This is a genomic window from Streptomyces sp. NBC_00080, from assembly GCF_045041255.1.
Classification (GTDB): Bacteria; Actinomycetota; Actinomycetes; order Streptomycetales; family Streptomycetaceae; genus Streptomyces; species Streptomyces coriariae.
Map to the genome: position 1 here is coordinate 116,082 of NZ_CP108236.1, position 22,603 is coordinate 138,684.

25 protein-coding genes and 2 pseudogenes are annotated in these 22,603 nt (G+C 68.1%); 18 read left to right on the forward strand and 9 right to left on the reverse strand.

Annotation, left to right across the window (positions count from 1 at the left end):
• Positions 1–8 precede the first annotated feature (8 nt).
• Entirely contained in the window at positions 9–401 is a 393-nt protein-coding gene (locus tag OHU34_RS44195; protein ID WP_331733336.1) for a hypothetical protein, read from the reverse strand.
• Between the two features lie 18 nt (positions 402–419).
• Here OHU34_RS44195 and OHU34_RS44200 point away from each other — a divergent pair, with 18 nt between their 5' ends.
• The 5 genes from OHU34_RS44200 (at position 420) to OHU34_RS44220 (ending at position 4,476) form a co-directional block, all read left to right on the forward strand.
• Positions 420–1,190: a transposase gene (locus tag OHU34_RS44200; protein WP_331733337.1), complete on the forward strand. Its 771-nt coding sequence runs from the start codon at positions 420–422 to the stop codon at positions 1,188–1,190.
• 250 nt (positions 1,191–1,440) lie between these two features.
• Entirely contained in the window at positions 1,441–1,674 is a 234-nt protein-coding gene (locus OHU34_RS44205) for a hypothetical protein (RefSeq protein ID WP_331733339.1), read from the forward strand.
• Between the two features lie 350 nt (positions 1,675–2,024).
• Positions 2,025–2,833, forward strand: a protein-coding gene (locus OHU34_RS44210) for an IS5 family transposase (protein WP_405772657.1) whose coding sequence is annotated in 2 segments (ribosomal slippage) — positions 2,025–2,372 and positions 2,375–2,833 — 807 coding nt in all. Because the reading frame shifts where the segments join, the coding sequence is not laid out codon by codon here.
• 269 nt (positions 2,834–3,102) lie between these two features.
• Entirely contained in the window at positions 3,103–3,927 is an 825-nt protein-coding gene (locus OHU34_RS44215) for an IS5 family transposase (RefSeq protein ID WP_331733994.1), read from the forward strand.
• Positions 3,928–3,999: 72 nt separating this feature from the next.
• The gene (locus tag OHU34_RS44220; RefSeq protein ID WP_331733342.1) at positions 4,000–4,476 is read left to right on the forward strand and encodes a hypothetical protein; all 477 of its coding nucleotides are present in this window, start codon (positions 4,000–4,002) and stop codon (positions 4,474–4,476) included.
• A 107-nt stretch (positions 4,477–4,583) separates the two neighbouring features.
• Here OHU34_RS44220 and OHU34_RS44225 read toward each other — a convergent pair.
• Positions 4,584–5,077 (reverse strand): annotated as a pseudogene (locus OHU34_RS44225) (histidine phosphatase family protein); the annotation flags it as partial.
• A 47-nt stretch (positions 5,078–5,124) separates the two neighbouring features.
• Here OHU34_RS44225 and OHU34_RS44230 point away from each other — a divergent pair.
• The 3 genes from OHU34_RS44230 (at position 5,125) to OHU34_RS44240 (ending at position 6,642) form a co-directional block, all read left to right on the forward strand.
• Complete coding sequence (locus OHU34_RS44230) at positions 5,125–5,361, forward strand: hypothetical protein (RefSeq protein ID WP_405772659.1); 237 nt, start codon at positions 5,125–5,127, stop codon at positions 5,359–5,361.
• 173 nt (positions 5,362–5,534) lie between these two features.
• Positions 5,535–5,846, forward strand: coding sequence for a hypothetical protein (locus tag OHU34_RS44235; RefSeq protein ID WP_331733347.1), 312 nt, complete (start codon positions 5,535–5,537; stop codon positions 5,844–5,846).
• A gap of 436 nt (positions 5,847–6,282) precedes the next feature.
• Positions 6,283–6,642 (forward strand): DUF6233 domain-containing protein, encoded by a 360-nt coding sequence (locus OHU34_RS44240; protein WP_331733350.1) that lies wholly within the window; start codon positions 6,283–6,285, stop codon positions 6,640–6,642.
• A 406-nt stretch (positions 6,643–7,048) separates the two neighbouring features.
• Here the strand turns inward: OHU34_RS44240 and OHU34_RS44245 are convergent, their stop codons facing one another.
• Positions 7,049–7,645 carry a CAP domain-containing protein gene (locus tag OHU34_RS44245; RefSeq protein WP_331733354.1) on the reverse strand — a complete coding sequence of 199 codons (597 nt, stop codon included), beginning with the start codon at positions 7,643–7,645 and terminating at the stop codon, positions 7,049–7,051.
• A gap of 391 nt (positions 7,646–8,036) precedes the next feature.
• A complete protein-coding gene (locus OHU34_RS44250; RefSeq protein WP_405772834.1) occupies positions 8,037–8,174 on the reverse strand; it encodes a hypothetical protein in 138 nt (45 codons plus the stop codon).
• On the opposite strand from OHU34_RS44250, the gene OHU34_RS44255 reads away from it, so the two are divergent.
• On the forward strand, positions 8,116–8,289 hold the full coding sequence (locus OHU34_RS44255) for a helix-turn-helix domain-containing protein (RefSeq protein WP_331733358.1): 174 nt from the start codon (positions 8,116–8,118) through the stop codon (positions 8,287–8,289). The two genes, OHU34_RS44250 and OHU34_RS44255, sit on opposite strands and share 59 nt — an antisense overlap.
• Positions 8,290–8,396: 107 nt before the next feature.
• On the opposite strand, the pseudogene OHU34_RS44260 reads toward OHU34_RS44255, so the two are convergent.
• Positions 8,397–9,106 (reverse strand): annotated as a pseudogene (locus OHU34_RS44260) (IS6 family transposase).
• Positions 9,107–9,136: 30 nt separating this feature from the next.
• The gene (locus OHU34_RS44265) at positions 9,137–9,511 is read right to left on the reverse strand and encodes a hypothetical protein (protein ID WP_405772662.1); all 375 of its coding nucleotides are present in this window, start codon (positions 9,509–9,511) and stop codon (positions 9,137–9,139) included.
• A 457-nt stretch (positions 9,512–9,968) separates the two neighbouring features.
• Between OHU34_RS44265 and OHU34_RS44270 the strand changes: the two genes are divergently transcribed.
• Positions 9,969–10,532, forward strand: a complete 564-nt coding sequence (locus tag OHU34_RS44270) for a DUF2243 domain-containing protein (RefSeq protein WP_331733363.1) — start codon at positions 9,969–9,971, stop codon at positions 10,530–10,532.
• Positions 10,533–10,543: 11 nt separating this feature from the next.
• A complete protein-coding gene (locus OHU34_RS44275) occupies positions 10,544–11,368 on the forward strand; it encodes a cytochrome c oxidase assembly protein (protein ID WP_331733366.1) in 825 nt (274 codons plus the stop codon).
• On the opposite strand, the gene OHU34_RS44280 is transcribed toward OHU34_RS44275, so the two are convergent.
• Complete coding sequence (locus tag OHU34_RS44280) at positions 11,321–11,653, reverse strand: SpoIIE family protein phosphatase (RefSeq protein WP_331733369.1); 333 nt, start codon at positions 11,651–11,653, stop codon at positions 11,321–11,323. The two genes, OHU34_RS44275 and OHU34_RS44280, sit on opposite strands and share 48 nt — an antisense overlap.
• A 786-nt stretch (positions 11,654–12,439) precedes the next feature.
• On the opposite strand from OHU34_RS44280, the gene ectA reads away from it, so the two are divergent.
• From ectA to thpD, 4 genes are read left to right on the forward strand one after another with little or no spacing between them, the layout of a single operon-like run.
• Positions 12,440–12,961: a diaminobutyrate acetyltransferase gene (ectA, locus tag OHU34_RS44285; protein WP_331733371.1), complete on the forward strand. Its 522-nt coding sequence runs from the start codon at positions 12,440–12,442 to the stop codon at positions 12,959–12,961.
• A gap of 23 nt (positions 12,962–12,984) precedes the next feature.
• Complete coding sequence (gene ectB, locus OHU34_RS44290; protein WP_331733374.1) at positions 12,985–14,274, forward strand: diaminobutyrate--2-oxoglutarate transaminase; 1,290 nt, start codon at positions 12,985–12,987, stop codon at positions 14,272–14,274.
• Complete coding sequence (locus tag OHU34_RS44295) at positions 14,271–14,669, forward strand: ectoine synthase (RefSeq protein ID WP_331733377.1); 399 nt, start codon at positions 14,271–14,273, stop codon at positions 14,667–14,669. The genes ectB and OHU34_RS44295 overlap by 4 nt, the downstream gene beginning before the upstream one ends.
• A 1-nt stretch (position 14,670) precedes the next feature.
• Positions 14,671–15,528: an ectoine hydroxylase gene (gene thpD, locus OHU34_RS44300; protein WP_331733380.1), complete on the forward strand. Its 858-nt coding sequence runs from the start codon at positions 14,671–14,673 to the stop codon at positions 15,526–15,528.
• A 223-nt stretch (positions 15,529–15,751) separates the two neighbouring features.
• Here thpD and OHU34_RS44305 read toward each other — a convergent pair whose 3' ends face one another.
• Together OHU34_RS44305 and OHU34_RS44310 are read right to left on the reverse strand one after the other, a co-directional pair.
• Positions 15,752–15,997, reverse strand: a complete 246-nt coding sequence (locus tag OHU34_RS44305; protein WP_190150141.1) for a hypothetical protein — start codon at positions 15,995–15,997, stop codon at positions 15,752–15,754.
• Positions 15,998–16,165: 168 nt separating this feature from the next.
• Entirely contained in the window at positions 16,166–17,959 is a 1,794-nt protein-coding gene (locus tag OHU34_RS44310) for a chloride channel protein (RefSeq protein ID WP_331733388.1), read from the reverse strand.
• Between the two features lie 965 nt (positions 17,960–18,924).
• Here OHU34_RS44310 and OHU34_RS44315 point away from each other — a divergent pair.
• From OHU34_RS44315 to OHU34_RS44325, 3 genes are all read left to right on the forward strand, one after another.
• The gene (locus tag OHU34_RS44315) at positions 18,925–19,656 is read left to right on the forward strand and encodes a DUF1775 domain-containing protein (protein ID WP_405772668.1); all 732 of its coding nucleotides are present in this window, start codon (positions 18,925–18,927) and stop codon (positions 19,654–19,656) included.
• 101 nt (positions 19,657–19,757) lie between these two features.
• The gene (locus OHU34_RS44320) at positions 19,758–21,521 is read left to right on the forward strand and encodes a copper resistance protein CopC (protein WP_331733394.1); all 1,764 of its coding nucleotides are present in this window, start codon (positions 19,758–19,760) and stop codon (positions 21,519–21,521) included.
• Positions 21,522–21,935: 414 nt separating this feature from the next.
• Positions 21,936–22,373, forward strand: coding sequence for an STAS domain-containing protein (locus OHU34_RS44325; protein WP_331733397.1), 438 nt, complete (start codon positions 21,936–21,938; stop codon positions 22,371–22,373).
• Positions 22,374–22,603 lie beyond the last annotated feature (230 nt).

Here is a 22,603-nt window from a genome sequence, read left to right on the forward strand (position 1 = left end):
CCTCAGTGCTACTCGCTCGGTAGTTTTCCGTAATAGGGACTGACGGTCCGGGCCAGCTTGCGCTGGATCACCCGCAGCATCCTGATCGTCGCCGCATCGTCGTACCCCGTGGTCGTTGACCATTCGACGCCCGAGCCGGCGAGGTCGCTGACGAAGACGATCTCTGTAGCTAGAAGTGTCCGTGCCCAGTCCCCTGCGCCGAGTGGGGCGTTTTCGCCAAGAGCCTTCCGGAGCCTTTGGCACTGGTCGAGCAGATCCTGCGCACTGGCGAACCCCATGCCGACGGCGAGTTCATCGCTGCAGTGTGCAGGGCCGCCCCACTCCAGGAGAGCACGAGTCAGCAGTTTGACCTCCGGCTCGGAAAACAGCTCGCTAAGACTTGTCCCGTAACTGCTGGTCACGGGTGAGATGATCTTGTTGTGGCTGGTGTGATCACGGCGTCGGAGCCGTCCTGGATAGCCCCGTTCACCGGGCTGAGCCCGCGTCAGTTCGGAAAGCTGATCACCGCGTTGCGGCGCGAGGGTGTGGATCCGATGCGCAAGGGCCGGCCGTGGAGCCTGCCGCTGGAGGACCGCGTGCTGCTGGTCGCCGCATACTGGCGGACCAACCTCACGCTGCGTCAACTGGCGCCTTTGTTCGGGGTGTCGAAGTCGGCTGCCGACCGCATCATCGACCACCTCGGACCCGCGCTCGCCCTCCAGCAGCGCAAACGGTTCCGCAAGGACGCTGTGCTGATCGTGGACGGCACCCTGGTCCCCACCCGCGATCACCAGGTCGCCGAGCAGTCGAAAAACTACCGCTACTCGACCAACCACCAGGTCGTCATCGACGCCGACACCCGGCTCGTCGTCGCCGTCGGCCGCCCGTTGCCCGGAAACCGCAACGACTGCAAGGCATGGGTACTGTCCGGCGCGAAGGACGCCGTCGGCAAGACCACGGTCATCGCGGACGGCGGCTACCGCAGCACCGGCCTGGTCATCCCGCACCGCCGCGAACCCGGCCAGACCGAACTCCCCGACTGGAAAGAGGAACACAACACCTCCCACCGCAAAGTCCGCGCCCGCGTCGAGCACGCCTTCGCCCGCATGAAGACCTGGAAGATCCTCCGCGACTGCCGCCTCAAGGGCGACGGCGTTCATCACGCCATGCTCGGAATCGCCCGCCTGCACAACATCACCCTCGCTGGGTGACGGAGAAACGGCAGGTCATCCGGCACGTCAAAGATCATTTACGGGACAAGTCTTAGGGTGAGTGAATGAGCTTCACAGCGCTTCACCGTGCACTCGGACTCGCTCCAGGACCATGGACCGAGGAATTTCTCGATGCCGCGGTAGCCGCAGGCGTGACGGAATCAGATGATCTGGACTGGAAGACCGACCTGCCCCCCCCCCCCCCGCAAAGGGATTGCCGCAGACGGACTTTCCCAAAGACGTTGCGGCGATGGCCAACAGCGGCGGCGGCGTGATCATTTACGGCGTATGCGAGTCTCAAAAGGCGGCCACCGGGAGGATGGATGCCGGCGAGCTCACCGAGGTCTATGAGCGCTCGTTGCGAAGCGCCGCCATCACGGCCATCTCCCCGCCGGTGTTCGGACTGAACATCCACCGCCTTGGCACCACGGGAAACCGAGCTGTCGTGGTGGAGATCCCCCCAAGCGTCGATGACCCCATCTGATCTACAGAGGCGACTACTTCGGCGCGCCCGTGCGCAACGACGCGGACACCGTCTGGATGAAAGAGCGGCAGATCGAGGCGAACGCCGCCACGCCACAGAGGCCCTCGACGCACTCTTCACCGACGTGTCCGCCGGCCGGGACACGCACAACAGAGCCTGGCTCCTTGGCGTCGCTCACCCGCGCGTTCCCCACCTGCCGGAGCGACTGACACGCGACGACGCGCGGGCGGTGCTACACCTGACTCAAGAGCTTGCGCTGACGTACGCGAGCAGGCAAGGGATCCACCCTCTGGAAAACGTAGACCTGCTTAGACGACGTTTCCTTTGGCGAGGAGAGTCGTTGTGTTGGTATGACGAGTCTTGCTGAGCATCTGGTCTCGGATGAGTTGTGGGAGTTGTTTCGGCGGGTGGTGCCGGAGACGGTGGTGGTGCGTCCGCAGGGCAGGGGCCGTCGGCGGGCCGGGGACCGTGAATGTCTGACCGCGATCGTGTTCGTGGCCACGTCGGGTTGTTCCTGGCGGCAGTTGCCGCCGGTATTCGGGCCGGCCTGGCCCACCGTCTACCGACGTTTCGCGCGGTGGACTCAGCAGCGTGTCTGGGCTCGACTGCATCGCGTCATCCTCGACGAACTCGGTGCTCAGGGCGGGCTGGACTGGTCACGATTTGCCGTTGACTCCGTGAGTGTCCGCGCCCTCAAAGGGGGCAGCTGACCGGACCGAATCCGACCGACCGCGGCAAGTTGGGATCGAAAATCCATCTCGTCGTCGATCGAGCCGGCCTGCCTGTATCTGTCGCCATCTCGGCCGCCAACACTCACGACAGCCTGGCCCTGCAACCGCTGGTGATGGGGATCCCGCCGGTCCGCAGCCCTCGCGGTCCACGCCGTCGCCGCCCGGCAAAGCTCCATGGCGACAAGGGCTACGACTATCCCTACCTGCGTCGATGGCTCCGCGAGCGGAACATCATTCCTCGCATAGCCCGGCGAGGCGTTGAGAACTCACAACGCCTGGGCCAACACCGCTGGGTGGTTGAACGGACCATGTCCTGGCTCGGCGGATGCCGCCGCCTCCACCGGCGCTACGAACGCAAGCCCGAACACTTCCTCGCCTTCACCGCCATCGCCACCAGCCTCATCAACCACCGCCGACTCACCAAGTGAAACGACGTCTTAGTGAGCGTTTGATACGCCTTTTGGGCGGTTCATAGAGATTTTCAGCGACCATGCGCAAGCGCCGAACCAAGCGATCCGCCGGAAATACGGCTTCTGCGGCAATCAGCAGACCAGTTATGCGCCGGGTTCCTTACCAAAGCTCCTGTCTCATTTAGAAACCTACCGGTTCACCCGAGATGGAGGACGCACGCCCCGGTGCACCCAACGCCCCCGCACACGCCCTGCTCAGCCCGGCCGCGACCGCATACCCAGACATCATGCAGCCCTCACGGCCCTACCCCAGCGACCTGTCCGACGCCCGCTGGGAACTCATCCGCCCCACCCTCGAAGCCTGGCGCCAGGCCCGCAACGGCATCCGCAAACCCACCCACGACCTGCGCGCCCTGATGAACGCCATCCTCTACGTCGACCGCACCGGCATCCCCTGGCGCTACCTGCCCCATGACTTCCCGCCCCACCAGACCGTCTACGGCTACTTCGCCCACTGGGAGACCGACGGCATCTTCGACCAGCTCACCGGGCTGTTACGCGGCAAAGTCCGCCAGGCCGAAGGCCGCACCAGCGAGCCCAGCGCCTGCCTGATCGACAGCCAGAGCGTCAAAACCTCCGCCACCGTCCCCCTGACCAGCCAAGGCATCGACCCCGCCAAGAAAATCATCGGACGCAAGCGGCACATCGTCACCGACACACTCGGCCTCCTGCTGGCCGTCGCCGTCACCGCCGCCAGCGTCCACGACTCCGCCGCCGGCACCCAGCTCCTGACCAAAATCCGCGAACGCCACCCCACCATCACCAAAGCCTGGGCCGACAACGGCTACAAGACCAAAGCCGTCGAACACGCCGCCCACCTCGGCATCGACCTCGAAATCGTCCAACGCGACCCCACCACCCGCGGCTTCCACGTCCAACCCCGCCGCTGGGTCATCGAACGCACCCTCGGCTGGCTCATGCACCACCGCCGCCTGGCCCGCGACTACGAAACCCACCCACACCGATCAGCAGCCATGATCCAACTCGCCGCCATCAACCTCATGACCCGCCGCCTCACCCACGAAGCCACCCACAACTGGCGCGACAGCTAAGCGAAACGAAACAGACATCAGAAAATCAAACGCTCACTTAATCCACGTCCGGGGCTGCGCCGCTGGGTCTGCGTGAACACCGCGACGAGTGAGGGCTCACGGTGGAAGGAAGCGTGGCTTGCGATCCACCACGACGGCTCGGTCTCTCTCGCCGCGGCAGTCGGTGGTCATCCAGCACGGGAGGCGGAACAGGGACGCTTCGGTGGGCACGAGATCGAGTCCTACGCCATCGAATGCGCGGTAGCCGACCTGATGGCACTGCTCCGGGCCACGGCGGAGGCAACCGGCAACGACGAGTACGACCTGCGCGTCGGGATCGAATGGGCCGGCAGCGAGCCCCTCACCATCCTGACAAAAGACCAGATGGGCTTCACCTACGCCGACACCTCGACGCCACTGCACAGATTCACGCCCGTCGCGACGACCGTGAACGCCGTAGAACCTGATCTCGACTACTTCTGGCACGTTCACGACCTGGCCCAGGACTGCGTGAATCAGGGCGGCGTCTCCTACGTGCACCTGATCCGCCCCCCGGAGCGCGACAACTGATCCCCACTTCCTCGCCGTCCGCATGACAGTCGCGTCCCTCCCTCTCCGCTACTCAGGGCCTCCAAGCGCTTCACCACCAGGGGGTACACCGACCGCACCTACGGGTCTCAGACGTGGAGCTCCTGGGGGAAGCCGGTCCAGCAGAGTTCGGCGGGGAGGTGGCCGGTGTCGTTGAAGAGGAGAACTGCCGGTGGGCGGCCTGGTGCGTAGCGGATGACGGTCAGTGCCGCGTTGGCGTGGTTGATACCCATCCAGCGCCACTTCGGCGCGTCGAGGGCGGCTCGGACGAGCCAACCGACGGGAAGTTGTGGGTGACGACGAGTTCGTGGCGCGGCTCGTCGCCGCGGACAGGTCCGGTGAACTCCGCGACTGCTTCCCCCGCAAGCCGGGGTCCGTCCTCGCGCTCCTGGGCTGGGAACTGGTCCAGGAACCCGAGCATGGCGTCAGCTGTCTCGGGCGGGAACTCCTCACGTACTGGCAGGTACGGGATGTAGTCACCGACGGCGGCGGAGAGCTGCACGCGGACGCCGTCGAGCCGTTCGCCGACCAGCCGGGCGGTCTGTTCGGCACCGGCCAGCGGCCCGTGGTGGATCGCCGCCAGCAGTAGCTATGACTCCTCTGCGACCACTTGCAGCCACTGCAGATGCGGTGGCACGGGCCTCCGCGGACTACATGGAGCAGCAGACATCCGCTCTGCTGACGGACGCGGTGCTGCTCGACTCCGACTTCGCGCTGCACCGCCGTGCGGTCATGCCGCCCGCGGGGCTCGCCTGGCTGGAGACGGTGCCCATGCCCGGACGGTCGCCGCGGCTGTCTACGCACCCGCCGGGGACAGCAGCGACCAGCTCTCCCGGCTGTGCCAGGAAGAGCGGATCATGGCCCTGACCGTCTCCACCGCCGCCCGCCTCACCGCTCTGTACGAACCCGGTGAAGTGCTGCGGCGGCTGCACAACGTGCGCGACATCGTCTCCCAGCCCTGAGTACCTGATCCATATCCCCGTGATGCTCCTCTGCCGACGTGGACCGGGTCCATGTAGCGTCAGCGCCAGGGGGATGAGATGAACTTCGACGAGAACGAGCCGCAGCCTGTTCGAGAGGAGCGCTTCGCCGCAGAACGGGCCGAACGCAGAGAAGCACGCAAGGCTGTGACGCTCGACTCGCGGGGAGCCCACCTCGGCGCGGCCATCGTGACCATCGCCCTGGTCCTCCTCAGCTGGAACGGGAAGCCGGTCGCTCTGGGCATCGTCAGCGGAGTCCTTCTGCTCTGGTTCTCCGCAGCCCTCGCATGGGCCTACACCGACAGGGACCACGGCCGACACGCACTCCAGCGCGCGTACAACGTCACTTTCGGTTGGGGCGACGGATCCTGAGCACCAAGGCCAAACCAGAGAGGGCAATTTGACGTTCGAGGTGTTGAGGTCCGCTCTGGCCAGGAATGGCTCCATCAGTGGGCCCGCGGCCTTGGCTGCTCTGCTGTCGGGCGCGCGGTGGGAGGTCCCTTCGAATACGGCCTCGGCCCGCTCGTTGTGGGCGATCTGGTGCGACCGGCTGGACATGTTGGTGGAGACGGGAGAATCTGATCCAGGTCTGCTGGAGAGCCTGGCTCAGGCCGTCGACGGACTCCACGATGCAGGAGACACACGGGTGTACATGGCCACGGTCATCGACCCGCCACGCCGGTTTCACGTCTACCTCTCAGAGGACCTCGCCCACTGTGTAGGGGCGTGGGAGGGCCGCGTGAACGAGCAGGCTCCCCGAACGGCGACCTGAACCGAGGCGTCCAGGTCTTCCTGATGGAGACGGCAGGTGTGGCTGACCCGCACCGACGCGAAGATCGCCGCCATGCAGCAGCGGCAGACAGAAACCGAGCACGGGCGGCGCCGCCGGTCCGAACCCCCGGACTGGACAGTGGAGCTGGGCATCGGCGCCGGACGCCCGCCGATCCAGGTCCACGCCGGAGACTGCCACATGACGGGCAAGAGGCGCCGCCCGGTCGTCCGCGACGAAGCACGCCGCCTCCTCGCCGACGGCATGCGGCCCTGCACCCACTGCCGCCCCGACATCCCCGGCTTACCCCGCGGCACCACCCCGGCCTCCCCCCACCGTCCCCCGCCGCAAGGACACCAGCACGATGAGCACTCCCCCGCCTCCCGTCGCAGATCCTGACCCGTGCGCGTTCGTCTGCCTGGGATGCCAGGTCCTGGAGGACGAGGTGGCGGATGGCCGCGGTGCGTCCTCGCAGAATATGGCGTGGGCGCTCGCTGTATCGGGTCAACCTCGCGGAAAGCTCCGGCTCGTGTACGGCACAGTGCGCTTCAACCTGACCGTCAGCGGCACGCGGCGCCTAGTCGGCGGCGGTCCGATGCACTTCGCCGACGCCTGGGCGTTCCTGGACGGCGTGCAGGCCGGGGTCGCTGCGGTGGCCGAGTGGGCAGCCGGCACTGACCGTTGCTCGTTCGAGGGGATTTCCGCCCCTGGTCCGAGGAACGCCCCATGGACTGCATCACCCCGGACGCCCGTCCGAACCGTGAACCCTCGTCCTAAAACAATCCGCACCTGAAACCGGAGGACATTAGAATGGTCCTTCCTTCCTGCCCATGTCTAGCACCCAGTAGTGGGCCCATGGGCCACCTTCCACATATCCAAAGCCAGCCTCGCGAATGTCGTCTGATGCATACCAGTCATCGTACAGGATGCTATTTCGATGACCCCATTTCGACGGTGCATCATGTTGCATCCAGAAGCGAACTACTTCCTCTGCGTCGGCGTATCCATAGGCTACGTTTTCCGACCGCCAGGCGTGGTACCCCGCCTCCCACATCGGCTGCCCAACGTCCCAGACCAGATTCCCGTCAGGACCGCGATGCATGTTTTGATCAGCATTCGCCCAGTCCTTGTCCTGGCTTTTCAAGAATATGGCGTGGGCGCTCGCTGTATCGGTCAACCTCGCGGAAAGCTGGAAGTCTGGGACCCCGGGCGGCATGATCGGGAAAGTGGGCGGCCAGGTTGAGGGCTCGGGCTGCGCGGGTTCGGAATAGTCGATGGGCGGGTAGTTCTCCGGATGTGTACGTGCTTCTGTGACGAAGTGACGTAGATCTCTTTGCTGAGTAGACCAGCTGACAATGAGGTCGTCGGGCCGAGGGCGAATATCTGGGTGGTGTGGTGTCATCGTGATTCCTCTTCCATGCGTAGAGCGAACTTCAGCGGCTGGCGCCAGACTGTTCCCTCACGCCAGATGCCAGTTACCCCGATCTTGTCGGTTGGCGCACAAGAGACCGAAATTTGCGGCTCACGCCGAGCGCCCTGGGCGCGGCCCCATCGGGGCCGCCGGTACGTCGTACGCAACCCTTTAGTTGAGGATCGCAGGAATGCAATTAAGCTCCCTTTCCAGGACAACACCACCCCAGCAGCATCGCAAATCTTTGCGAGCCACGACGTCCTGTGGGTGTTCGACGCAGACGGTGCCGCCTCCATCTCTGCGGCGATGACCGCCCTCAGCGTTCGGGTCGTACGCCTGAGCTCGTGGGTGCCGCACTCGCCGAACCGGTTGATGTGCTCAGTCAGTACGGCGAGATGTGCGCCAGGTCCTCCGGCTCGATCGCCCAGCCCTCCTCCGGCAGCTGACGGACGATCTTGGCGATGTCCAGGGCGTTGTGGAAGATCACCGCGACCCATCCGGAGAACACCATCACGTCCATCGCGAAGCTGCTAGGTGTCTCCCGCACCACGGTCTACAAGTACGTGCCAGAGCTGATGGCCGGACGGGACTCCTTGGTGTCGAACGTTCGCGTGGGCCCGCCCGCGGCGCGCTGATTACTGACCTTGCCGGATTAGCTTCGGGTGCGGCGCTGTCACGTTGTTGGGCGTGTGTGTGCCTGAGGGGCTGCCAGGATATGGCTGGTCGAGGCGTCAGCCTTGGCTCAAGCTGCGGTGGGCTGGCCGGCGGTGCCGGTGATCTGGTCCCAGATCCCAAAGCGGTTGATCATCTCGGTGCGGTGGCCGGGGGCGGTCATCCGGTGCCGGCGTGGCCGGAAGTGGGGTGAGATGCCGCTGAACGCGGACAGGAACCGCTGGGCTCCACCGGTGCTGCGGAAACCCTTCATCGCCCGTTCGCGCTGCCTGGTGGGCTGATGGCTGTTCTCTGCCCGGTTGTTCAGGCCCTTGTGGGAACGGTGCTCGACGGAGGGCATGATTTCGCGGTGGGCCGCCCCGTAGGAGCGGAGCTTGTCGGTGACGATCACCCGCGGCACCGCCCTGTCTTCTTCAGGAGCCGGCGGAAGAAGCGCCTGGCCGCGGCCTTGTTGCGGCGGTTCTGAACGAGGATGTCCAGTACGTTCCCGTCCTGGTCTACGGCCCGCCACAGGTAGCGGACCTGTCCGTTGATCTTGAGAAAGACCTCGTCCAGGTGCCACTTGTCGCCGGGTCCGGGCTGTCTGCGCCGCAGCGCGTTGGCGTAGGTCTGCCCGAACTTGGCGCACCAGGCGCGGATGGTCTCGTAGGAGACGATCACGCCGCGTTCGAGCATGAGTTCCTCGACCTCGCGGAAGCTGAGCGGGAAGCGGTGGTACAGCCACACCGCCTGGGAGATGACCTCGACCGGGTACCGGTGCCCCTTGTACAACGGTGACACGTTCCCCACGGACAGCCTCCTCCAGCGTGATCAATCCGAAGATCTTCCCACCCCGGCCAGCGAACGTGACAGTGCCGTCCGGGCGCCTGAATCCTTGCGTGCCGAGAGCAGGAGCAGGACCGCAGCGGCGGCGGTGAAGCCGAAGCCGACGTTCGTCCAGACCATGACCGTCTCGAATGAGGCCTCGGCGATCCGGGGGATGCCGTTGACGAGCATGAGGGCGTAGATGCACAGAATGCCGTAGGCGCGAAGCCGTATCCCTGCCTGACGCTTACGCATCCACGGCGGTGTCCACCCCGCCAGAATCGCCACCGGCAACGGCAGCATGAACGCCGTGGACACTGCCAGCCCTATCCAGTGATACAGCGGATTGCCGTTCACGCCGCCCCCTTCGTAGGCGATCACCAGCCTACGGACGGTTCGCGAGGCCCGTCCATGCCGAACAGCGAAGAAGTGCAGTGCCCGGCGAAGGCCACGCCCTACGTCCGCGACCGTGTCGGAGGCGGAGTACACCGCGAGTGCGATCAGGGCACGGCTAGGGACGGCGTCTGGGGAACTCGTCCGGTCAGGGTCCGGGGACGGACGCCGGCCCCTCACGTGCGGCAGGACGCGGCCGTCGTCCCCCTCGGTCGGCCGGCGGAACAGGGCCGGAGCCCTGGCGGCATCTGCCTTGAGCTCGGTATCCCCCAGGTTCGTCGGAGTGTCGTATGCGTTCATGCGTCTCGGCCGCGCGCCGGCTGTCCGGTTTTGCACGCCGATTGAGCCGGACGGACGATCCGCACGCGTCAGGTGCCGCGAAGAGGGCAACCTGCGGCTGAGGCAACTTCAAGCAGAGTCCTGGAGCAGGAGCGGAGACAAGGCGATGGCCACGACGACGGACGACGCGCGGATCGGCCTCTCACAGCCGAGGAGCATCCAGCTGCCGGGCATCGTGCTCGGGGTGGGGATGGGCGGGTTCGTCGACGGCATCCTGCTGCACCAGCTGCTGCAGTGGCACCACATGCTCTCCAGCACCAACCAGGACCACATCGGGGTGAGGTACTACGACCCCCACACCGTCTCCGGCCTGGAGATGAACACTTTGTGGGACGGCATCTTCCACACCGTGTGCTGGCTGTCGGTCCTCCTCGGGCTCGCCGTCCTGTACACGCGGGTCACCCACAACCGGCGGCGGGTGTGGGCCTCCCGGGTGCTGTGGGGCTGGATGCTCGTCGGCTGGGGCCTGTTCAACCTGGTCGAAGGCGTGCTGGACCATCACGTCCTGGGTATCCACCACGTCCACGCCGGAGAAGGCCAGGTCTGGTGGGACATCGGCTTCCTCGTCCTGGGGGCCCTGCTGGTCGCCGGCGGCTATCTGCTCCAGCGCAGCGGCCTGCCCTTCGACCCCGGCGCCCCGGCCGGGCGGAGCGAGAACGGGCAAGCCTGATGGACCACGACATGCCCGCACACGGGCACGAAGCGGGCAGCAGCCTCCCGGAGACGCTGCTGCCCGCGCTCGTCCTACTGGCCGCTGCCGGCGCCTACCTGCTGCTCGCCCGCCGGGCACGCCACGGCAACCCGGCCCTGGGCTGGAGCCGGTGGCGGACCACCGGCTTCCTGACCGGAACCATCCTGCTCGGCGTCGCGCTGCTGCCGCCCGTGACCGGCTTCGCGCACGAGGACTTCCGCGGCCATATGGTCCAGCACCTGCTCATCGGCATGTACGCGCCGCTCGCGCTCGTCCTCGCGGCACCCGTCACCCTCCTGCTGCGCACCCTGCCCACGGTCCGGGGACGGCAGCTGACCGCCGTGCTGCACAGCCCGCCCGCCCGCGTGATCGCCCACCCCGCGGTCGCGCTGGCACTGTCCACGGGCAGCCTCGCGGTCCTCTACTTCACCCCCCTCTACAACGCGACCACGGGCGCCCCGGCAGCACACTGGCTGCTGCACGCACACTTCCTGCTGTCCGGATGCCTGTTCGCCTACGTCGTCGCCGGCCCCGACCCCGCCCCCTCCCGCCCTGGAGTGCGAGCCCGGCTGGTGTGCCTCGGCGTCGCGATCGCGGCGCACGCGGTGATCTCCCAGCTGATGTACGGCGGCTTCTGGGTCGACGTCCACGCACCGATCCATCAGGTCCGGACAGGCGCGGAGATCATGTACTACGGCGGCGACATCGCCGAACTGCTGCTGGCCGCCGCCCTGGTCGCCACCTGGCGCCCCGAACACCGCCGCCAGTCATCCCCCAGCACCGCTGCCGAGCGGGAAATGTCCGCGCCTTCCTGACAGCGGGTGGCAAGCGGATCGGCCGGTCAGGAGGGCATCGGCCAGGGCTTCGTGACCGGCCTGCCCGTGGTGGACCAGAGAGTCGGCGAGGCGGGCCAAGCCGGTGTCGATGTCCTCGTCACGGCGCTCGATCAGGCCGTCCGAGCAGAGGACCAGGGTGGTGCCCCAGTAGAGCTCCCGACCATGACGGAGCACAGCAGGGCCCCATCGGTCGAGCTCTTCCCTCCGTGCGCAACGCCCCCCGCATACCGGAGCGCCGCCCCGACAGAGCACGCCCCCGGGCATTCGTCACCGGTTCCGCGACGACGCCGCCCGGCGGGACCCCGCCCACCGACGACGACCAAGCATGCCCGGGCTTCGGCTTCGGTTCAATAACAGTAAAGGGGAGGCAATGGTTATACAGAGCAAAGATTGCATAGGCTCAAGACAGCAAGGCTCCAGAGGCCGGTTCGAGTCGCCGAGGGGGCCTCCCGTGCGAACAGTCGTCCAGGAGGGGTCCGCCTCACGACGCACACCGGCAGCACATCCGGCGGCACGTCCGGATCAGCTTCGCGACGAGGCTCCCGACGGCCACAAGGGCGGCAGTGGCGCCCTCGGCGAGGCGTTGACATACCGCCGAGACGTGGTTCGCGCGGGAACGCCGCGATGAGTACCCGACGCCAGAGGCGCACGCAGCAACGAGCCGAGCCATCGAAGAAGTCTTCAGGAATTCGGAACAGGATAGCAAGCGAGGTAATTCCGGGCGGTTCCGTAAGAAATCGATGAAGGTCCCGACAGTCGCCCTGCACGGCTCCCGCGAAGCCTGACGCCGGAGCCGTGAAAGCATGCGCGCATTTCCATCGGTCCTGAAATTCTGATCCCGAACCTCCCCCTCCCCCATAACGAGACTGTCAAACCAGGGGATTTCCGTATCGTTATCGCAGCGTAACGCGGTGTCGTAATGCCCGAAATACCCTTCTCTTCTGTCATGGTTTCATCCGTTTAACCCCGAATCAGAGTCGTCGCGAACAGGTCTCTTGTGAGAAGTTCGTGCGCTGCGTAATTCAACTTCTCCATCTAGGTTTGTCACCCATGAAATCCAGCAAGGAGACGGATTCGCCCTGCCCGGTACCGACTCTCGACCTTCCCGATATTGCGGACGGCGCAGCTATGTGGCGCATCGCCCGCGAGACCGGCGTCCTCGATCTCAATTCGGCCTACAGCTATCTTTTGTGGTGCCGTGACTTCTCCCGCACCTCCGTCGTGGCGCGTGACGTCCTCGGCCACCCCATCGGGTTCATCACCGGATACATGCGGCCCGACCACCCGCAGACATTGGTCATCTGGCAGGTGGCCGTGGACGGCGCGCATCGGGGTCGCGGGCTGGCCGGCCGGATGCTCGACGACATCGCGGTGCGCGGCGTGGACGTGGGGGCGCGCCGGGTCGAGACGACGATCACACCCGGCAATGAACCCTCGCACCGGCTGTTCGCCTCGTTCGCCCAACGGCGCGGGGCGCGCATCGAGCGCGAAGTCCTCTTCGGCGAGGACCTGTTCCCCACGGCGCACGGACACGAGCCCGAGTTCCTCTACCGCATCGGCCCGCTGGCATGAACCGCACCGAAGGACCTACCTCAGTGACTGTCACTCAGCCTTCCCCCTCCATCTTCGAGACCCTGGAGTCCGAGGTCCGCAGCTACTGCCGCAGCTGGCCTGTCGTGTTCGACCGTGCCCGGGGCAGCCGCATCCATGACGAGGACGGGCGGACCTATCTCGACTTCTTCTCGGGTGCCGGAGCGCTCAACTACGGGCACAACAACCCGGTACTCAAGCGCGCCCTGCTGGACTACCTGGAACGCGACGGCGTCACGCACAGCCTGGACATGAGCACGACCGCGAAGCGGGCCTTCCTGGAGCGCTTCCAGGATCTCGTGCTGCGCCCGCGCGGGCTGGCGCACAAGGTGATGTTCCCCGGCCCCACCGGCACCAACGCCGTGGAAGCGGCGCTGAAGCTGGCCCGCAAGGTCAAGGGCCGGGAGGCGATCGTCTCGTTCACCAACGCCTTCCACGGCATGTCCCTGGGCTCGCTGGCCGTGACGGGCAACTCCATGAAGCGGGCCGGCGCGGGGATTCCGCTGGTGCACGGCACCCCCATGCCGTTCGACAACTACTTCGACGGACGCGTCGCCGACTTCCTCTGGTTCGAACGTCTGCTGGAAGACCAGGGTTCCGGACTCAACCAGCCCGCCGCTGTGATCGTCGAGACGGTTCAGGGCGAGGGCGGGGTCAACGTGGCCCGCCCGGAGTGGCTTCGCGGTCTGGCCGATCTGTGCGAGCGGCGCGACATGCTGCTGATCGTCGACGACGTCCAGATGGGCTGTGGGCGGACGGGCTCGTTCTTCTCCTTCGAGGAGGCCGGCATCGTCCCCGACATCATCACCCTCTCCAAGTCCATCGGCGGCTACGGCCTCCCCATGGCCCTGACCCTCTTCAAACCCGAACTCGACGTCTGGGAGCCCGGGGAGCACAACGGCACCTTCCGTGGCCACAACCCCGCCTTCGTCACGGCGACGGCAGCCCTGGACACGTACTGGGCGGACAGCGACAGCATGACGAAGCAGACCGTCGCCCGTGGCGAGCAGACCGAGGCCGTCCTGCGCGAGATCGTCGCCGAGCACGCCGGCACCGGCGCCCGCCACCGCGGGCGCGGGCTGGTGTGGGGCCTGGAGTTCGACGACAAGGGATGGGCGTCGCGGGCCAGCGCCCGGGCCTTCGAACTGGGCCTGCTCATCGAGACCTCGGGTCCCCAGGACGAGGTCCTCAAACTGCTGCCGGCACTGACCATCACCGCGGACGAGCTCGACGAGGGCCTGCGCACTCTCGCCCGGGCCGTACGCCAGACCGCGCAGGGGGAGACGAACGCATGATCATTCGATCACTGACCGACGTCGAGGGCACGGACCGTGACGTGACCGCCGAAACCGGAGCCTGGCGCAGCAGGCGTCTCGTCCTCGCCGGGGACGGCGTGGGTTTCTCGGTCCACGAGACCGTCATGTACGCGGGCACCACGACTTCCATGTGGTACGCGAACCACATCGAGGCCGTCCTGTGCGTCGAGGGCGAGGGCGATCTCACCGACGACGAAACCGGTGAGACACACCGGATCTCCCCCGGCACGCTCTACCTTCTCGACGGGCACGAGCGGCACACCATGCGTCCCCGCACCGATCTGCGCTTCGTCTGCGTCTTCAATCCGCCGGTCACCGGCCGCGAAGTGCACGACGAGAACGGCGCCTACCCCCTGCTCACGGAAGGAGCCTGAGATGACCGACCTGTATCCGACACGCGGTGCGGCCGAAGTGACGACGCCCCGCCGAGACCCCGTGCTCTGGGGCGAACCGTCCGCGGAACTGAGCGACTTCGAACGTGACGGCTTCCTCACCGTGGACGAACTGCTCACCCGGACGGAAGTCCTGACCTACCGGGCCGAACTGAAGCGGTTGATCGCCGATCCGGCGGTACGCAACGACGAGCGTGCCGTCATCGAAACCTCCTCCCAGGAGATCCGCTCGATCTTCGAAGTCCATCGCATCAGTGAGGTCTTCGCCCGACTCGTCCGGGACCCGAGAGTTGTGGACACCGCTCGACGGATCCTCGGTTCCGACGTCTACGTCCACCAGAGCCGCGTCAACGTCAAACCGGGCTTCGGGGCCGGCGGGTTCTACTGGCACTCCGACTTCGAGACCTGGCACGCCGAGGACGGCCTGCCCCGGATGCGCACCGTCTCGGTGTCGATCGCCCTCACCGAGAACCGTGACACCAACGGCAGCCTGATGATCATGCCGGGCTCACACCGGACCTTCCTCGGCTGCGCGGGAGCAACGCCCAAGGACAACTACAAGAGATCTCTGCGGATGCAGGAGGCCGGCACCCCCTCGGCGCCGGCGCTGACCGAGATGGCCCTGGAGCACGGCATCAAGCTCTTCACCGGATCGGCGGGCTCGGCGACCTGGTTCGACTGCAACTGCATGCACGGTTCCGGGGACAACATCACGCCCTACCCGCGCAGCAACGTCTTCATCGTGTTCAACAGCGTGGAGAACCAGCCGGTGGAGCCCTTCGCCGCCCCGGTACGCCGACCCGAGTTCATCGCCGCCCGGGACTTCCTGCCGGTGGGATAGATACCCCGCGGCCCGGCCGAAGCGGAGGCGCACGGCCGGGCCGCCTGCCCTGTCGAACCTCGGAGAAGATGACGAGACCGATCAATGGCCAGGTCACGGACGCGGGGGCTCCTCAGTAACGTGTCTTCGGGTCCCTGTCCGGCCGTCAGCACACGCGGAGGGCGACTGCTCTGAATGGCGTGCCCCGTCGGGCCGGGGTTTCACGAGAGCCCGCCGCCTCCGGTCACGTCTCGTACAGATGGGCCGAAGCCACACGCCCCGGCCGCATGATGCGTATTTTGTGTCCCTCGCAGGAAGGGCACTGCGGTGACTGCAGCGGGGACGGTACGCGTTCGCCGTCGAGCTGGTAGTCGGCGGTGATCCGGGCGTGCTCGTCCACGGTCACATCGATGTCGTACGCGCCTTCCCAGCCGTGTCCGCAGTCGAGGCACACGAAAGAGTACGCGCGCCGGACGTGGTTCGTGGGCATGCTGGCCTCCCGGGAGCGATGGGTGCGTCAAAGTCGCCTCTCCCCATTTTTGCACAGTGCAACATAAGGGTGAAGTGCTGTGTCCTCGTCTGCGAGGGCGGGGCCGGTGCATGTGGCCCAGGCGTGTCCGGTACTCGCTCTGCCGGGGCCGTGGGGGCAGGGCGTGTTCTATGCGCCCGCCGGGTGCACCGCGCGCAGGGCGCTTTGGTGGCTGAGCCAGCCGACCGGCTCGCCGTGCGCGTGATCGAGGACCGGGACCCCTGTTCCTGCCGCCGCAAGCAAAGTGTTCAGCGCCTGCGCGAGGGACTGGTCCGCGGTGACGGGCGCGGGTCGCTCGGCGAGTTGGCCGACCCGGGTGGGCACGGCGTCCGACTGCTCGGCGAGGGCCTCGGCGACCGCCTGGGCGGTGACCACCCCGGCGTACGCGCCCGCCTCGTCCGCGACCGGCAGCGCGCCGTGGCCGGAAAGGCTCAGCAGATCGGCGGCGTCGGAGAGCGGTGTCGACCACGACAGGGGCGAGGGCAGGGGCTCCATGACGGCGTCGACCCGCTGCGCACCGATCCGTGCGCCCCGTGCGGGACCCTCGATGTCGATGCCGCGGCGGCGCAGTTTGAGCGTGTAGACGGTGTCGCGGGACAGCAGACGGCTGGTGGCGGTGGCGAGCACGATCGCCAGCATCAGCGGCAGGATGATCGAGTACTCGCCGGTGAGCTCGAAGAGGATCACCACGGCGGTGATCGGCGCGCGGGAGGCGCCGGCGAAGACGGCGCCCATTCCGACCAGCGCGTACGCGCCCACCGCACCGGCGGTGCCGGGCAGCAGGTCGTGCGCGCCGGTGCCGTACGCCGCGCCGAGCATCGCCCCGATGAACAGGCTGGGCGCGAAGACGCCGCCCGAGCCGCCGATGCCGATGGTCAGGCTGGTCGCCAGCATCTTGCCGGCCAGCAGCAACAGCAGGAAGGCGACCGCGTAGCCGCCCTCGGTCGCCTTCTGCAGGACCGGGTAGCCCACGCCGTACATCTCGGGCAGGGCAAGGAGCACCAGGCCCAGCGCGAGGCCGCCGACCGCCGGGCGCAGCCACTCGGGGCCGCGCCACAGCCAGTCGCAGGCGTCCTCGATCAGGTACAGGAACCGCGAGAAGCCCACGCCGACCAGGGCGGCCACCACACCCAGCGCGGCGAACAGGCCGTACTGCGCGAGATGGTCCACGTGGAAGTCCGGCAGGCTGAGGAAGGCCACGTCGCCGAAGGCCGCCCGGCCGATGACGCTCGACGTCACGCTGGCCAGTACGGCCGCGCCGAACGCCTCGGTGCTGAACGTGCCCAGGATCAGCTCCATGGCGAAGAAGACGCCGGCGAGGGGGGCATTGAAGGTGGCGGCGATGCCGCCTGCCGCGCCGCAGGCGACGAGGAGCTTCATCCGTCCCTCGGGCACCTTCGCCAGACGGCCGAGCGTTGAGCCGAGTGCCGAGCCGATCTGCACGATCGGCCCTTCCCGGCCCACCGAGCCGCCGGAGCCGATGGTCAGCGCGGAGGCCAGCGTCTTCACGACGGCCACCTTGGGGCTGATCCGCCCACCGCGCTGGGCGACGGCCACCATCACCTCGGGTACCCCGTGCCCGCGGGCCTCCCTGGCGAAGCGGTACACCAATGGCCCGTAGAGCAGGCCGCCGAGCACGGGAGCGATCAGCACGAAGTACGGGCCCAGCCACGGCACGTGCGGATTGCCGGAGCCCGGGGACGCGGCGTAGTCGCCGTGTCCGGAGAAGAGGTGGGTGAAGGTGGTGATGCACCAGCGGAAGACGATCGATCCCGCTCCCGCCCCGGCGCCGACCACCACGGCCAGTACCGGCAGCCCCCAGGGCGCGGAGCGCGGATCGGTGAGTCTCCGCGAGGGTGGGAGACCGATCGGCGTCTTCTGCGCTGCGGCCGGCCTGTTCTTGGCCGTTTGGATGGCACTCATTGCTGCCCCTTCCGTACCTTTGCATTATGCAAAGCATGTCAAGTGGGGCGATGCGAGCACGTCCGCTGGTGACGGCCTCCGGTGAGGACGACGGGCGCGCGGCAACGCGGGGCCAGGAGAGTGAACGCTGGGGGATCCGCCGCCGTACCCGCACCATGACGGGGTGCGCCGACGCACCGGATACGGTCGAGCCTGCGAGGGGGTAGACGTGCGAAAGGGCGCCTGCGTGTCCCTCTCTGAGAGGGGAGAGGGAGAGCGGGCGAACACGTCGGGCGCCTGTGCCCGGGCGGGAGTCTTCGCCCTGGCGGGCAGCGTCCTCGCCGCCCTCGGCCACCATGCGGCCGGCGGCGCGGCAGAGCCGTGGCGCCTTGTGGCCGCCCTTGTGCTGCTGCAGTTCGCGGGTGTCTGGCCCGCCGCCCGCCGTCGTTTCTCCCCGCTGGCCACGGTCGGATGCACGCTTGCCGTGCAGGGTGCGCTCCATCTGGCTCTCGCCTGGGCGGCCGACGGGCACCGGAACACGGCGGTCCACGCCGGTCCCGCCGTACATGCGATGAACGGCGGCTCGGTGACGGCCTCCGGCGACGGCCACTCCTGGCACCAGTCCTCCGCCGCTATGACCGCTGTCCACATGGGCGCAGCGCTCGCCGTGGCATGGCTGCTGCACCAGGCAGACGTGGCCGTCGCGGCCGCGTTGGCCGGCGCCTGCATGGCACGACGCGTGATGGTGGCCGCCGGTGGGCGGCTGAGACGGTTGTGGGTCAAGCTGCTGATGCGCCCGGTGCGCCGGGCACTGCCCGTCTTGCGGCGAGCGGCGTGCCGAGGGACTTGCCTGCCGATCGGATTCGGAGCGCCGGAACGTGCGCTGCCGCGCCGGGGGCCACCGGAAGACCTCGTTGTTCCGGTCCCTTCGCCATCATCCCGGTCGGGTCGAAGCCCGCCCGGCCTGACGCTTCCGGAGTTCGTTCGTGCCCCTGCCTTCCGTGCAATCCCTGGATCCCGCTGCTCGCGAGTTCGGCCGCATCGCCGTGGTCGGCGCCCTCGCTCTGACATCCGCTTTCGTCCTGGCCCGCCCCGCGTCCGCGCACACGGAGGTCGAGGCCGACACCCCGAGGGCTCTGGCCCGCAATGTCACCCTCACCTTCACCTCCGAGGCCGAGTCCGACACGGCGGGCTTCGCCCGGGTGCGCGTCGCCCTGCCGAAAGGCATCGAGCCGGACGACGTGACGCTCGCGCATGCCCCGAAGGGCTGGACTTTGAAGACCACCTCGGACGGCTACACGATCGGCGGCCCTGCTCTGGCGACGGGAGCGGACGCCGAACACGCGATCACCGTGCGGCAGTTGCCCGACGTCCAGGAGCTCGTGTTCAAGACCGTCGACACCTACGGCGACGGCAGGGTCTCGCGCTGGATCGAACTGCCCACGCAGGAAGCGGAGTCGGACCAGCCGGCTCCGGTGTTGAAGCTGAGGCCCTCGACCGCCGACGCGCAGCCCCTCAGCCCGCCTTCCGTCAGGGTGTCCAGCGCACCGTCCGAAGGCCCCTCCGACGGCGGCGACGCCAGTGCCTCGGCGCGCGCGGAGGGTGAGAACTCGCTCGGAGGGCTGATCGCCGCCGGGACAGCCGCCGCCCTGCTCGGGCTCGGCGCATTCGCCTGGCGGCTGAACCGGCGCCGCGCCGGGCGGGGCGGTGCGCGGTGAACCGAGCGTCCGCCTTCGGTGTTCGGGTAACGCTCTCCAGTCCCGTACTCCGGCCGACGCCTGGCGCCCGCAGGACGTACCGGGCCCTGCTCGTCCTGGCTGTGGCGTTCGCCCTCTCTCTCCTGGCCGGCGCGACCCCGGCCTCCGCGCACGCCGTGTTCACGAGCAGCGACCCCCGCGAGGGCGTCGTCCTGAAGGCCGCGCCACGACAGATCACGGTGACCTTCGACGAAGCCGTCGCCCTCGTCGAGAACTCCGTCCGCGTCCTCGACCCCGACAACCGCCCGGCGACAGCGGGCGATCCGGAGCACGCCGACGGACGGGGCAACACGGCCCGCGTCCGCCTCGCCGGAGGGCTTGGCCAGGGCACGTACACCGTCTCCTGGCGGGTGGTGTCGGCGGACAGCCACGCCGTGACCGGAGCCTTCACCTTCTCCGTCGGCAAACGCTCGCCCGCCAGGCCCGCCGCCACCGCGCAGCCGGCCGTACCCAGGGCCACGAGCACGCTGAACGAGACGGCCCGCTACGTCGCCTACGCGGGACTGGCCCTGCTCATCGGCATCGCCGTGTTCGTCCTGGCCTGCTGGCCGACGGCCACGGCCCGGCGAGCCGTACGCCGACTCTTCGTGACCGGCTGGTGGGTACTGACGCTGTCCACCTTGGCCTTGGTGCTGCTCCGCGGACCGTACGACAGCGGCGAAGGACCGGGCGCGGTGTTCGACGCGCGGTCGCTGCGCGGCACGATGGAGACCCGGACGGGCGTCGCCCTGCTGGTGCGGCTGGTGCTGCTGCTCGTCTTGGCCGTGCTCGTTCGGAACCGGAGGATCGGGGAAGGCGCCGGCCGACTCGGGAGGATGGCCGGTGTCCTGTTCGCCCTGGCCCTGGCGGCGACCTGGGTCGTCGCCGAGCATGCCGCGGTCGGCGTCCAGGTCCCCGTGGCGGTCGTCTCCACCGCACTTCATCTTCTCGCGATGGCGGCGTGGCTGGGCGGGCTGGCCGCCCTGCTCACCACCCTGTACCGGGCACCGGCCGAGGATCCGCTCCCTCCCGCCGCGGTCGCCCGCTTCTCCCGGCTGGCGTTCGTCTCGGTGACGGTTCTCGCCGCCACCGGCGTCTACCAGTCCTGGCGCGGGCTGGGGTCCTGGGACGCGCTGCTGCACACCGGGTACGGCCGGACACTGTCGCTGAAGGTGTGGACCGTGCTGGTGGTACTGGCGGTGGCCGCGCAGTCACGGCGCTGGACCGGGCGGCTGCTCACGGCGCCCGAGCCGGAGCGGGCGCCGATCGCGGTGGGCGGCCGGGAGGCGGACGATCCCTCCGGCACCGTAGCGTCCAGGGCCGGGGTTTCGACGGAGCGGACAGCGCAGCGGCGCGGGCTGCGCCGGTGCGTGCTGGCCGAGGTGGCGGTCGGCATGGTGGTCCTGGTGCTCACCACGATGCTGACCGGGACGCAGACCGGACGGGCGGCCGAGGAGTCGGCGGCGCTGGCGGTTCTCGTGCCCGGTCAGCCCACTCAGTCCTTGTCGATGGTCCCCTTCGACACCGGCAGTCGCACCCTGGGACCCCTGGGGAGCGGCAGGGTGCAGATCGTCCTGGAACCCGGGCGGGTCGGACGCAACGCGGTCCAGGCGGTCGTCTACGGCGCAGACGGCGGGCTCGTACCTGTGCCCGAACTGCGTCTCGCCTTCACCCTGGTTTCGCAGGGCGTGGGCCCCCTGGATGCGGAGCTCGTGGACGAGCGCGGCTACTGGGGCAGTGACAGTCTCACCCTGCCCACGGAAGGGACGTGGACGATGCGGCTCACTGTACGGGTGTCGGAAGTCGACCAGGTCACCGTGGAGCACCAGGTCGACATCGGGCCCTGACGACCCCTCGTCCCGTCTTCTCGCATGGCGCACCACATGTGCTTCGTGGAGCAGCCCGGCTCTCGGCGACGGGTGACCGTCCGGGCGACGTGTCGCCGGTCGAAGTCGTTGGTGTGGACGGGCGGCCCCAGGGGCTGCGCACGCAGGAATCGCCGGGAGGCCGAGCGGGGCCGCGTCGCCCGAGCGTGCGCGTCCCGCGGTGACGGTTCGAGCGCAAGTGGTCTGGCCGACGGTCCTCACCCGCCCCCTGCGGGCCTGAGGACGGCGATCACGTCGGCAGGACGAAAATCTTCGCCGGGTGTTGATGCAGATCTTTACCCTGTGCAAAGATGCGGGCGTGGAAGCGCTGCTGGCGCCTCCTGGTGCGCCGGGAAGTCTGGTCGGCAACTGTCGCCGAGCCGATCCGGAAAACAGATGCCACCACCTCAGCCCGAGCCGCAGGATGACGAGACAGCCGGTGCCGCACTGGCGGGCGGCGACGGGTCGACCCTGCCGCAAGAGCCCCAAGAAGCGGCTTCGTCCTCGAGACTTTCCGTCCGCCGGGAGAGCGGAGGAAGCCTTCCTCCGCGACTGGAGTTGCGTCTCGCGGGAGAGCTCGACGCCGACACCGCGCATGCACTCCGAGAGCATCTGGCGGTGCTCGCCGCCCACTCCGCCGGCGGCTTGCTGGTGCTGGACCTGTCGGGCATCACCTTCTGCGACTACCCGGGCCTGTACACCCTGCTGAGCATTCGCCGGACTCTGCCCCTGGCAGGTATCGACGTGCGGTTCACCCGAGCCAGCGGGGTACTCCGGGCCACTGCGGAGCGGGCGGGTCTGACCACCCATCTCGCTCTGGGGGGCGCGTCCTGAGTACGGGCCCGTGGCCGCCTACGGAGTCGAGCCGAACGGCGGCACCCGCGATTCTGAGCACCGGTCCGCTCGGCTTCGGCCAGACCCTCCCCCAGGAGACCGCCCCAGCCTGCCGGTCTCGCAGATCACGCCTCCCCCGCACCGGTCCGGAAAGCCCGTCACCGCCCTCACCCCGCCCAGGAGCCCCCGGCCGACTGCCACTCCGGGGCGAGGACTGTGACGCAGACCAC